Source organism: Rhodoferax sp., assembly GCF_012927445.1.
Taxonomy (GTDB): Bacteria; Pseudomonadota; Gammaproteobacteria; order Burkholderiales; family Burkholderiaceae_C; genus Rhodoferax.
This window is the reverse complement of the sequence record NZ_JABBPD010000003.1, coordinates 126,207-138,295: the sequence shown is the minus strand read 5'-3', so window position 1 is coordinate 138,295 and position 12,089 is coordinate 126,207. Positions and strand designations below refer to the sequence as shown.

Annotated in this window: 12 protein-coding genes; 7 read left to right on the top strand and 5 right to left on the bottom strand. The window is 57.0% G+C overall.

The window, feature by feature from the left end; translation table 11 throughout:
* Positions 1–9: 9 nt before the first annotated feature.
* From HHJ17_RS04860 to smpB, 3 genes are all read right to left on the bottom strand, one after another.
* Positions 10–546 (bottom strand): RNA polymerase sigma factor, encoded by a 537-nt coding sequence (locus HHJ17_RS04860; RefSeq protein ID WP_296503418.1) that lies wholly within the window; start codon positions 544–546, stop codon positions 10–12.
* A gap of 7 nt (positions 547–553) precedes the next feature.
* Positions 554–937: a hypothetical protein gene (locus HHJ17_RS04855; RefSeq protein WP_296503421.1), complete on the bottom strand. Its 384-nt coding sequence runs from the start codon at positions 935–937 to the stop codon at positions 554–556.
* A 90-nt stretch (positions 938–1,027) separates the two neighbouring features.
* Entirely contained in the window at positions 1,028–1,501 is a 474-nt protein-coding gene (smpB, locus tag HHJ17_RS04850; RefSeq protein ID WP_296503423.1) for an SsrA-binding protein SmpB, read from the bottom strand.
* A gap of 68 nt (positions 1,502–1,569) precedes the next feature.
* On the opposite strand from smpB, the gene HHJ17_RS04845 reads away from it, so the two are divergent.
* Positions 1,570–2,013, top strand: coding sequence for a type II toxin-antitoxin system RatA family toxin (locus tag HHJ17_RS04845; RefSeq protein ID WP_296503426.1), 444 nt, complete (start codon positions 1,570–1,572; stop codon positions 2,011–2,013).
* Position 2,014: 1 nt separating this feature from the next.
* Positions 2,015–2,350 (top strand): RnfH family protein, encoded by a 336-nt coding sequence (locus HHJ17_RS04840; protein WP_366557521.1) that lies wholly within the window; start codon positions 2,015–2,017, stop codon positions 2,348–2,350.
* 21 nt (positions 2,351–2,371) lie between these two features.
* Here HHJ17_RS04840 and HHJ17_RS04835 read toward each other — a convergent pair whose 3' ends face one another.
* Complete coding sequence (locus HHJ17_RS04835; protein WP_296503432.1) at positions 2,372–2,896, bottom strand: DUF4124 domain-containing protein; 525 nt, start codon at positions 2,894–2,896, stop codon at positions 2,372–2,374.
* Between the two features lie 137 nt (positions 2,897–3,033).
* On the opposite strand from HHJ17_RS04835, the gene guaB reads away from it, so the two are divergent.
* The 5 genes from guaB (at position 3,034) to HHJ17_RS04810 (ending at position 9,665) form a co-directional block, all read left to right on the top strand.
* Positions 3,034–4,503 carry an IMP dehydrogenase gene (guaB, locus tag HHJ17_RS04830; RefSeq protein WP_296503435.1) on the top strand — a complete coding sequence of 490 codons (1,470 nt, stop codon included), beginning with the start codon at positions 3,034–3,036 and terminating at the stop codon, positions 4,501–4,503.
* Between the two features lie 135 nt (positions 4,504–4,638).
* Positions 4,639–6,249 (top strand): glutamine-hydrolyzing GMP synthase, encoded by a 1,611-nt coding sequence (gene guaA, locus HHJ17_RS04825; protein ID WP_296503438.1) that lies wholly within the window; start codon positions 4,639–4,641, stop codon positions 6,247–6,249.
* A gap of 43 nt (positions 6,250–6,292) precedes the next feature.
* On the top strand, positions 6,293–7,687 hold the full coding sequence (gene tadA, locus HHJ17_RS04820) for a tRNA adenosine(34) deaminase TadA (RefSeq protein ID WP_296503439.1): 1,395 nt from the start codon (positions 6,293–6,295) through the stop codon (positions 7,685–7,687).
* A gap of 4 nt (positions 7,688–7,691) precedes the next feature.
* Positions 7,692–8,693, top strand: a complete 1,002-nt coding sequence (locus HHJ17_RS04815) for an LD-carboxypeptidase (RefSeq protein ID WP_296503442.1) — start codon at positions 7,692–7,694, stop codon at positions 8,691–8,693.
* A gap of 57 nt (positions 8,694–8,750) precedes the next feature.
* A complete protein-coding gene (locus tag HHJ17_RS04810) occupies positions 8,751–9,665 on the top strand; it encodes an adenylate/guanylate cyclase domain-containing protein (RefSeq protein WP_296503444.1) in 915 nt (304 codons plus the stop codon).
* 1 nt (position 9,666) lies between these two features.
* On the opposite strand, the gene HHJ17_RS04805 is transcribed toward HHJ17_RS04810, so the two are convergent.
* On the bottom strand, positions 9,667–12,084 hold the full coding sequence (locus tag HHJ17_RS04805) for a GspE/PulE family protein (RefSeq protein ID WP_296505100.1): 2,418 nt from the start codon (positions 12,082–12,084) through the stop codon (positions 9,667–9,669).
* Positions 12,085–12,089 lie beyond the last annotated feature (5 nt).

Genomic DNA, 12,089 nt, shown 5'->3' with positions numbered 1-12,089 from the left:
TCCAATGTCTCACTTCAGACGGCGCAAAGTGCTAACCGGGGCAACGGAAGCTGGCGACGCTGCACTGCGGACCGGTTCATCCAGCAGCGCCTGCAGACGGCCGCGGGCACGCGAGAGGCGAGACATCACCGTGCCAATCGGAACGCCGGTAATTTTTGCCACCTCCGCGTAGCTCATATCTTCCAGGCTGACCAGCAGCAAAACCTCCCGCTGGTCCATTGGCAAACGCAGCAGGCAACGCTGCAAATCCATGGCAATCCCCAGATCGGCAACGGGGGCTACCAGCTCATGCGCCACCTCGTCAATATTGACGCTGCCGCTCTGTGCTTGCCTCGTCGCCCGGCGCACCTGGTTGGCAAACAGGTTGTGCATCACGGTAAACAGCCAAGCCCGCAGGTCAGAACCTGCGACCCACAAACGCCACTTGCTGCAAGCACGCTCCAGCGTGTCCTGCACCAAATCATCGGCCGCCCAAGCGTCGCCGGTCAGCGCCCGCGCATAACGGCGCAGCGCAGGTATTTGCTCGACGATGGGCTGGGTGTTCACTAATGACTTACGGCTTGGCGGTCTGCCACAGCTTGAGGACACCATCACCGGTTTTGTCGCCGGGTTTGCTGTCCTTGGACCAGAAATACAGGGGCTTGCCCTTGACGGCCCACTGCTTTTTACCGTCGTCACGCATGATGAGGGTGTAGTCGCCGGACGGCTTGTCCGATTCGCTGCCCAGCAAGGGTGGCCAGTTGGCGGCGCAAGGGCCATTGCAAACCGATTTACCGCTGCCGGCAACGTCTTTTTCGAAGGTATACAGCGTCATGCCGTTAGGGCCTACCAGCATGCCGTCGGCCACTTTGGCCGGGGCGGCAGACATGGAGGCACATCCACCCAAAAGGATAAGCGCCAAGGACAGGCTAAGGGAGGCGCGAGCGGTGAATTTCATGATGAACTCCTGAGTTGATGGACGCAAACAAACATTTGCACTCAGATAAACACCGGCACGCCCTGGTTTATTCCCTGCCTCCGGAAAAATTTATCGCCGATGTACTTTCATGGCTCGTTCCACCTCGCGCTTGCCTTCTCGGTCCTTGATGGTGTCGCGCTTGTCGTGCTCGGCCTTGCCCTTGGCCAACGCGATTTCGCACTTGATTTTGCCGGCTTTCCAGTGCAGATTGATCGGCACCAGCGTGTAGCCTTTTTGCACCACTTTGCCAATGAGGCGTTTGATCTCTTCCTTGTGCAGCAAGAGCTTGCGGGTGCGTACCTTGTCTGGACTGATGTGGGTCGAGGCGGTATTCAGCGGATGAATCTGCAGGCCGATGATGAACAGCTCGCCATTGCGGACGACGATATAGCCATCGGTCAACTGCACCTTGCCCTCGCGCAGGGATTTAACCTCCCAACCCTCCAGCACCAAACCGGCTTCCAGGCGTTCTTCAAAAAAATAGTTGTAAGACGCCTTCTTGTTGTCGGCAATACGGGTAGCAGTTTCAGGTTTCTTGGCCATATAGTAAATTTGGGGTCGTCAGTCATGCGTACAAGGCTTGTCTACAATCCCGCGCAGACCCCCATTCTATGAAAACCGTAAAGAAGTCAGTCCTGATCTGGTACAGCCCGCAAGAAATGTATGTTCTTGTGACTGAAGTCGAGCACTACCCCAAGTTTTTGCCCTGGTGCGATCGCGCCCGGATCGTCACATCAGACGCGCACGGAATGACGGCGGAAGTCGGCATTTCCTTCAGTGGTATTCGCCAGACGTTCACTACCCGCAATGAACATGTGCCAGGCCAGCAGGTGGCAATGACACTGGTGAACGGCCCTTTTTCACGGCTGGATGGTGAATGGAATTTCTTGCCGATTGGAGACGGAACGCAAAGGGCGTGCAAAGTGGAACTGACGCTCAACTACGGCTTTGACAACGCGACCCTTGGCAAACTCGTTGGCCCGGTGTTTGACAAGATTGCCGGCAGCATGGTCGATGCTTTTGTCAAACGTGCGGCGCAGGTGTATGGAGAGTGACGTGAATATTCAAGTTACCGTGGTTTACTCGCCAAGCCCCCGAGATGTGCGTGAGGTCAACCTGAGTCTGGCACCTTCGTGTACCGTTTTGCAAGCACTGCAGGAGAGTGGTCTTTTGCAACTGTTCCCCTTGATCGATCAGCAGACAACGGTGGTCGGTGTTTGGGGACGCAAGGCGAGTTTGAGCCAGCTGCTGCGGGAAAATGACCGGGTAGAAATCTATCGGCCACTCACGGTCGACCCCAAAGTGGCCCGCCGTGAGCGTTTCGCCAAGCAGGGGGCTCGCACAACGGGTCTGTTTATTAACAAACGTGCAGGTGCCAAGGCCGGTTACTGATTCAGAATCCAGCCATGCCGGCTATTTGCAGTCTGAATCGATGACGACCTGAATGCGCTTCACTTCAGAGGCCCGGGCCGCATCATCCATGACTTCACGCTCGCCCTTTTCGTTGGTCCGGGCCATGCGTCCGCCGGAGTCAAAGCTGGATTTGGCCTGTTTGGCACGGGCGCAATTTTCAATTTTGACTTTCAGGACTTTTTCTTCCTCTGCTTTGCGTTTGGCAACTTCGGCTTCTTCGGCCTTCTTTTTCTTTTCCGCCAATTCTTTGTCGACACCGCTAAGCCGGGAGGCACTGGCAGCCCCTAGCGGCGCGGCAGCGGCGGCACCGGTCGGAGCCAAATCGCCGCCACTGACGGGCGCACCCACTGGGCTTGCGGTTCGGCCGCCCGGTCGTTTAATAATGTTTTTGTCGAGAATGTCGGCTGGGGGTGCACGGTCACTGAACACCTTGCGGCCATCCTTGTCTGTCCACTGCCACTGTGCAGAAGCCGCTACAGATATCAGGCAAGCGGCTCCCATCAAAAGTTTTTGGATACGGTTCATAGCCGGAGTTTAGCCCGCACCCGACTATTTTTTACAGGACACATTTGCCTTGGGTCGCGTCATTTGTTCTTTTTTGACGATCTCGTTCGGGGTAACTGTCCATGTCGTGGGTACAATCCATCATTTGGAGCTTCGACATGCGCCTAATCGGCAAAGCGCTCACCTTCGATGACATATTGTTGGTGCCAGCGTTCTCCCAAGTCCTGCCTAAGGACACTTCTCTTGCGACTCGTTTCTCCCGCAACATAGAACTGAACATGCCCTTGGTGTCTGCCGCGATGGACACCGTGACCGAAGCTCGACTGGCAATTGCCATCGCGCAAGAAGGGGGCATCGGCATCGTTCACAAAAACATGTCGGCCCAGGAGCAGGCGGCGCAAGTGGCCAAGGTTAAACGCTACGAATCTGGTGTGTTGCGTGACCCGGTTGTGATCACGCCCCATCACACCGTGCGCCAAGTCATCGATTTGTCAGCGCAACTCGGCGTGTCAGGCTTTCCAGTCTGCGATGGCGGCAAAGTCGTCGGCATTGTCACCGGACGCGATCTGCGCTTTGAGACTCGTTATGACCTGCCGGTGAGTCACATCATGACGCAGCGTGACAAGCTGGTCACGGTGCCGGATGGCACCACGCTGGCGCAAGCCAAAGTCTTGCTGAATCAGTACAAAATTGAGCGCTTGCTGGTGGTCAATGATGCCTTTGAGCTCAAAGGCCTGATCACCGTTAAAGACATCACCAAGCAAACAAGTTTCCCCAACGCAGCGCGTGATGCGCAAGGCAAACTGCGCGTCGGCGCTGCCGTTGGCGTGGGCGAAGGCACCGAAGAGCGGGTTGAGGCGCTGGTGCGAGCCGGGGTTGACGCCATCGTGGTTGACACCGCACACGGTCACAGCAAAGGCGTGATTGAGCGCGTGCGCTGGGTCAAACGCAACTACCCGCAGGTTGATGTGATCGGCGGCAACATTGCCACCGGTGCAGCGGCATTGGCATTGGTCGAGGCCGGTGCTGATGCGGTCAAGGTCGGAATTGGCCCAGGCTCCATTTGCACGACCCGCATTGTGGCGGGTGTGGGCGTGCCCCAGATCATGGCGATTGACAGTGTCGCCACCGCGCTCAAGGGCAGCGGCGTGCCCCTGATTGCTGACGGCGGCATTCGCTACAGCGGTGATATTGCCAAAGCGCTGGCCGCTGGAGCCAGCACCGTGATGATGGGTGGCATGTTCGCCGGCACCGAAGAGGCGCCGGGTGAAGTCATCCTGTTCCAGGGCCGCAGCTACAAGAGTTACCGTGGCATGGGCAGCATTGGCGCCATGCAGCAGGGCAGTGCGGACCGCTATTTCCAGGAATCCACCACTGGCAATCCGAACGCCGACAAACTGGTTCCCGAGGGCATTGAAGGCCGCGTGCCTTACAAAGGCTCCATGGTATCTATCGTGTACCAGATGGCCGGTGGTGTTCGCGCCAGCATGGGCTACTGCGGTTGTGCCACGATCGAAGACATGCAGAATCAGGCTGAGTTTGTGGAGATCACCACCGCCGGCATTCGTGAAAGCCATGTGCATGACGTGCAAATCACCAAAGAAGCGCCCAATTACCGGGCAGACTAGGCAACAACCCCAGGCTGCGCGCACGTCGTGTCGCTGCGCCACCCCCTTTGCAGGGGGCAACACCAGCAGACTGGCAAAGTCAGATCTGCGGTGTTCCTGGGATAAGGCACGCGAACTGAACATATCTCTTCTGCCATGCATCAAAAAATTCTCATCCTCGACTTTGGATCCCAAGTCACCCAACTGATTGCGCGTCGCATCCGTGAAGCGCATGTTTTTTGCGAAGTTCATCCCTGTGATGTGACCGATGACTGGATTCGTGCTTATGCCCGTGACGGCAAGCTCAAGGGCATCATCCTTTCGGGCAGTCACGCCAGTGTGTACGAAGAAACCACGGACAAAGCGCCGCAAGCGGTGTTCGAATTGGGGGTGCCGGTGCTTGGCATTTGTTACGGCATGCAAACCATGGCACACCAGTTGGGTGGCATCGTGCAAAGCGGGCACAAACGTGAGTTTGGCCCAGCCGATGTGCGTGCGCACGGCCATACCCAGTTGCTGGAAGGCATTCAGGACTACACAACCGCCATGGGGCACGGCATGTTGCAGGTGTGGATGAGCCATGGCGACAAGGTCACCGAACTGCCGCATGGCTTCAAAGTGATGGCCAGCACCGACAGCTGCCCGATTGCCGGCATGGCCGACGAAGATCGCCGCTTTTACGGCGTGCAGTTTCACCCTGAAGTCACGCACACCAAGCGCGGCGCGGCAATTCTGGAACGTTTTGTTCTGGACATCTGCGGCACCCGGCCTGACTGGATCATGGGTGACTACATCAGCGAGGCGGTAGAACAAATCCGCGCTCAGGTCGGCACCGATGAAGTCATTTTGGGCTTGTCCGGTGGGGTCGATTCATCGGTGGCGGCGGCGCTGATTCACCGCGCCATTGGCGACCAGCTCACCTGCGTGTTCGTTGACCATGGTTTGTTGCGCCTGAACGAAGGCGACATGGTGATGGAGATGTTTGTCGGCAAGCTGCACGCCAAGGTGATTCGGGTCGATGCTGCTGATCAGTTTTTGGGTCATCTGGCGGGCGTGAGCGAACCTGAAGCCAAGCGCAAGATCATTGGCCGCGAATTTGTCGAAGTGTTCAAGGCGGAAGCTGGCAAACTCAAAAACGATCATTCGCGGCATGTGGCATGGCTGGCGCAGGGCACCATTTACCCTGACGTGATTGAGTCGGGTGCTGCCAAGTCTAAAAAAGCTGTGGTCATCAAGAGCCATCACAACGTGGGTGGTTTGCCGGAACTGCTGGGCCTCAAATTGCTGGAGCCGCTCCGCGAATTATTCAAGGACGAAGTCCGTGAGTTGGGCGTGGCGCTGGGCTTGCCGTACCACATGGTGTACCGTCATCCATTCCCGGGTCCAGGTTTGGGCGTGCGGATTCTGGGTGAGGTGAAGAAGGAATATGCCGATTTATTGCGCAAAGCCGACGCCATCTTCATTGAAGAGCTGCGTAACTTCATTGATGAAGAAAGTGGCAAAAGCTGGTACGACCTGACCAGCCAGGCGTTCACCGTGTTCTTGCCGGTCAAGAGCGTGGGCGTGATGGGCGATGGCCGCACCTACGATTACGTGGTGGCCTTGCGCGCAGTGCAAACCAGCGATTTCATGACGGCCGACTGGGCCGAACTGCCTTACGCGCTGCTCAAAAAAGTGTCCAGCCGCATCATCAACGAAGTGCGCGGCATCAACCGTGTGACCTATGACGTCAGCAGCAAGCCACCCGCCACCATTGAGTGGGAATGAGGCAGGCCGCGGTGCCGTGAGGGCATCCCGGACGTGGGCTTAAATGGCGGCTGATGACGCCACTTTCATGGCGCTTGCGTTGGCGCAAGCGCAGGTTGCCCTGGCCGCGGGGGAAGTACCGGTAGGCGCTGTGCTCGTTCGGGACGGGCAGGTGATTGCCGTTGGCCACAATGCGCCGATTGGTCGGAGCGATCCGACCGCCCACGCTGAAATTGTGGCGCTCCGTGCCGCGGCACTGGCTTTGGGCAACTACCGCCTGGACGATTGCGAGCTTTTTGTCACGCTTGAGCCCTGTCCCATGTGTGTTGGCGCCATGCTGCATGCACGCCTTAAACGCGTGGTCTTTGGTGCGCCGGACCCGAAAACAGGTGCCGCTGGCTCGGTGCTGGATTTACTCGCCAACCCCCAACTGAACCACCACACGCAAGTGCAAGGCGGGGTACTGGCGCATGCGTGTGCCAGCTTGCTGCAGGATTTCTTCAAACAAAAACGCGATGCCATCCGGTTACATAGCAGCCCGGTGCGCGATGACGCCGTGCGAACACCCGACGCACGCTTCGCGCAACTGCCGGACTATCCATGGCCTCCCCATTACATCAGTGACCTGCCCAGCCTGAATGGCCTGCGCATGCATTACCTGGACCTTGGCCCGGGCGATGCACCGCTGACTTACCTTTGTCTGCATGGCAACCCGGCCTGGAGCTACCTGTACCGAAAAATGATTCCGGTCTTGCTTTCAGCCGGTAGCCGGGTGGTCGCACCCGATCTTATTGGTTTTGGCAAGAGCGACAAACCCAAAAAGGAGGGGGTTCACCAGTTCACCTGGCATCGCCAGATCCTGCTGGAGTTGGTTGAACAACTGGATCTGAAAAACGTCATCTTGGTAGTGCAGGGCTGGGGCGGACTGCTAGGGCTGACCTTGCCGATGGCTGCCGCGCAACGCTACGCCGGCCTGCTGGTGATGAACAGCACCCTCGGCAGCGGCGACGCCTTGTTATCACCCGGTTTTGTGGACTGGCGCGAGATGTGCGCCAAAAAACCAGAATTTGACATCGCCCGCTGGGTTGCCCAGGGCCATCCGGCCATGAGTCCGCAGGAATGTGCCGCCTACGCGGCGCCGTTTCCGGACCGTGGTCACCGTGCTGCGCTTCGGGCCTTTCCATCCCTGTTGACGGAACTCAAGAACTCCAACGGCGCGGCCATTCTGGGCCAGGCTTGTGACTTCTGGCAGGCGCGTTGGTCAGGCCCAACCTTGATGGCCATTGGCCTGCAAGACCCGGTGCTGGGTCTGCCTGCCATGCGGGAATTACAACAACGCATTGCGGCTTGTCCGGAGCCAATGTGCCTGGAGCAGGCTGGACACTTCGTGCCGGAGCAGGGCGCGTCCGTCGCCGAAACGGCGGTTCAGTATTTCGGCTCTCCCCAACCGGTTAAATAAGCTCGTGAAAAAACACATCTATATCTACTCTCCTTCCGGTGCCGTGCGTGACAAGGCGGCGTTCCGGCGTGGTGTGGCGCGACTCAAAACGCTGGGGCACGACGTTGAAATTGATGAAGCGGCGCTAGCCAGTCATCTGCGTTTTGCCGGTGACGACGAAACCCGGCTCGCCGCCATCCACCGTGCAGCCGCCAGCGGCGCCGACGTCGCTTTGGTATCACGAGGCGGCTATGGCCTGACCCGCATTCTGAGTGGTATTAACTACAAAAAGGTCGCCAAAGCCATTGAAAAGGGCACGCTGTTTGTCGGCATCAGCGATTTCACGGCGTTTCAGAGCGCCGTACTGGCCCGCACCGGTGATGTAACTTGGGCCGGACCGGCATTGTGCGAAGGCTTCGGGGTTGGCGGCAAGACGAACCAGGCCGATGGCCCAGCTGGCGGGAAAGAGCAGGTACCCGACGACATCATGGAGGCCTGCTTTGACGATCTCATCAGTGGGCAAGGGGAGGGGGCAGGTTGGCGTCAAAATCGGGAGACACACCCAACCACTACCAATTCAATAGCTACTCCCGCAGAAGACACGGGGGCTAGAGCCGAATTTAGTATAAAGAACTCGACCATTTGGGGGGGCAACCTGTCGGTATTGGTCTCCTTGCTGGGCACCCCTTATTTTCCGATGATTAAAGGGGGCATCCTGTTTCTGGAAGACGTGGGTGAGCATCCGTATCGGATTGAACGCATGCTCACCCAACTGCTGCACGCCGGCGTACTGGCACGTCAAAAAGCAATTGTGCTGGGTCAATTTACGGCATTCAAGCTGGTCCCCCACGACCGGGGTTTCAAGTTGCAGAGCGTGGTGAACTGGCTACGCCAGCAGCTCAAGGTGCCGGTGCTTACCAATTTGCCCTACGGTCATGTCGCCACCAAAGTCATTTTGCCGGTAGGTGCAAAAACTGATCTGGTGGTGGAAGGGCGCGATGCCCTGCTGTTTTGGGGTCACCTCTGATGCGTCTCGGATATGACCTAAACTGTCCTCAATCTTAAGAAACGGAATCGGTTGGGAATGGGCGTTCACACTACGGTTGTATTCACCGATCTTTTTGGCAGCACAGGTGTCTTTGAAGCCCTGGGCAATGCCAAGGCAACACAGGCGATTACGCAGGTAACGAACTGGATTGCCAAAATAGTTGAATCGCACGGCGGACGTGTGGTCAAAATGCTGGGGGATGGCGTACTGGCGCTGTTTGATGACAACCCGTCGGCCATCGATGCCGTGGTGGAGATGCAGCGCAGTCACCTCAGGCGCATGGCCCAAATGCCGGCTGCCAACCGCCTGCCGATCCGCATAGGCGTTGCCAGTGGCGATGTCGAACTGGTGGACGGAGATTGTTATGGGGATGCCGTAAATGTCGCGGCTCGCCTGAGTGACCTTTCCGGTCCTCAGCAGATATGGGCCAATAGCGCAGCGCTGACGGGTGCTGACGAAGCCGATGGCGTGCGTTTTCGTATTCTGGGGCCCATCAGCATTCGGGGACGGGCCGAGCCCTGTACGGTTTACCAGGTCGAGTGGCAGGATGATGTCGCCTCCGATTTTTTGACGATGCAGGCGGAACTTGACCCCTTGCTCGACGCCAGTAATAAGGATGCGTTGGGCGGACAGATTGAGCTGACCTGGAAGGACACCGTCAAGACTTTCAAATCGTTCGAGCTGCCGATTCACATTGGGCGCATACGTCAAGTTGAATTTGTCATCAACGATCCCCGCGTTTCCCGAACGCATGCCCGCATTGACTGGCGAAATGGCAGCGTGATGCTGGTCGATGTCAGCTCCTACGGCTGTTGGGTTCGTTTTTCGGGTGGCGGCTCAGACTTGCTGCTCCGGCGTGAAGAATGTGTCTTGCATGGACGCGGTGAAATTGCACTCGGCTCCTCGTTTGCCGATCCAAGTGCCCCGACGGTTGGTTTTTCAGTGTCCTGATTCAGGCGTAAACGGTTCTGGCCTGCGGCAAATCAATCAAGCCAGCCACTACTTTTTCAAGCGCATCCTGGCGCAAGGTCCGCATGCCGGCCCGGGAGGCTTCGGCAAAAATTTCTGAAGTCGGTGCCCGCGTCTGGATTTTGTGTTTCATGCCTCCCACGTTTTCCAGGACTTCATAAATGCCCAAGCGGCCTTTATAGCCTCGCCCTCCACACCGCTCACAACCCACCGCCTCATGCACGGAGACTACCGATGCGGCAGGGTCGCTTGAGCTCGCGGAGGCCGCAGTCCAAAGGCGCTTGCGTCCTTCTTCCAGTGGGACCTCTGTACCCTCGATGTATTCATGCACAAGTGCATCAGATTCTTCGGTAGTCAGCACCTTGGTCGTCGCACAATATTTGCACAGGCTGCGAACCAGCCGCTGGGCCACGATACCGATCAGGGAATCCCCAAAGTTCAACGGATCCATGCCCAAGTCCAGCAAACGGACAACACTTTCTGCCGCACCATTGGTGTGCAACGTTGAAAAAACCAGGTGACCGGTGAGAGAGGCCTCAATGCAAACACGCGCCGTCTCATCGTCCCGCACCTCGCCGATCATGACGACATCCGGATCGGCCCGCAAGAAAGCGCGCATAGCCGCAGCAAAAGTCAGCCCAATCTTCGGGTTGACCTGAAGTTGGCGCAAGCCGGACTGGGTGATTTCAATTGGATCTTCAGCGGTCCATATTTTTCGACTCTCGGTGTTGATTTCACTGAGCAAGGAGTGCAGGGTGGTCGTCTTGCCTGAGCCTGTCGGACCACAGGCAAGAAAAAGTCCGTAGGGGTGCTGCGATAACCGTTTCACGATTTCGGCATCACGCGTAGAAAACCCCAACTGGGCCAACGGAATCGGTTTTGACGATGCCAGCAAGCGCATCACGACATCTTCCAAATTGTCATGGGTCGGAAGAATGGCGACACGCAATTCGAGCTTGATATCAGAAAAATCAGAAAAATTGATTTTTCCGTCCTGCGGACGTCGTCGCTCTGAAATATCGAGTTTGCTCATCACCTTGATGCGGGATACCAACGCGGCGCGCAAATCCGTTGGCAGCTTCAGATACTCTTCCAGATCACCGTCAATGCGAAAGCGAACCCGCGAAGGCTCTTCTCCAGGGTTGGTCTCAATATGAATATCCGAGGCCTTTTGTTTGTGCGCATCCATGATCATGCGTTTAACCAACAACACAACGCTGGAACGCTCATCAACTGCATTGCTGTGGACTTCTGCGCCTTCTACTTTGATCTCATTCTGAGCAGACATCAGCAAGGTCTGAAGATCCTGCACGGCCGCTTCAGGCGCCCCTGTTTTTATGACCAGCACGCTCGCTGGGCTGTCTTGAATGGGCAGAATGATTTGAGTTTCCCGGGTAATCCTTGCATCGATATGCGCTTTGGATGCCCAGACCAGCGCAAGATGGCAACCGGCAATCATGCTTAACCGGTCTTCCAACTCCCGACTCATGGGCGCGGATGACGCCACGTAGAGCGTCCCCGAAATCATTCCCAGCGGCACCACCGATTGTCTAGTAGCAATATTCCAGGAAATCTTGGTTAGAGCCTGCGAATCAATCTGGAATGTATCGGCGTTAACCTCGGGCGTCTTGACCATACGCGCTCTGGCGTGCTCAAGTTGCAGTTTGAAGGTGTCAGACTTGGCCAGCTGGTCATCAATATAGGTTCGTAGTTTTCCAGACTTGTCGCTTTGCAAATCAAGAAACGTCGCCTCGTCCATCAGTTTGAGCTCAAACAAGGCCTGGGCGGCTGTAATCATGGGTTTCCCGCGGGCGTCCTCCAGCAGGATGGCGAGTTCGTCCATGTTGCTGGCCAGCCCTGATACCTGTGGCAGAGTCGCCGTCACAATGGATTCTTCTGCCGGCACGGCCAACTCAGCAGATACGTGCGACAAGACGGCCGGGTCAGGGGAGTCAATACGAATACTTTGAAGCGAGTTTCTGGGTACCCACAGGGCAATGAACCGGGAATCTTCTTGCCGAACATAAAGGTAAACACCGCCGGCGCGCATGTTTACATAGCCACAGGTCTGACCATCCAGTGTTTTTCCATCAATAAAAAGAGCATGAAAAATGAGAGCATCTTCGTGTTCAAGACGGTGCGCATGTTCCGAGAGTAAGTCCGAATCAGTTTCGGCCATAAGCAAACCTGCGCACGCCACGCTGCGAATGTCAGAAACTGGAAGGGCGATCTCTTGCCCCATAAATATCAATTTCAGTTCAGAGATTGCAGACAGATTTTCATCGGAAGGCATTGAGCCGCGAATGAGTTGCCCATCAAGCAGGTGAACCTCGACCTCGAGCGTCGCCAGTGCCCCCGCATCAGGGGCGAACTGGAGTTTGGAGGGCAGGGGCCAGACCATGGAGG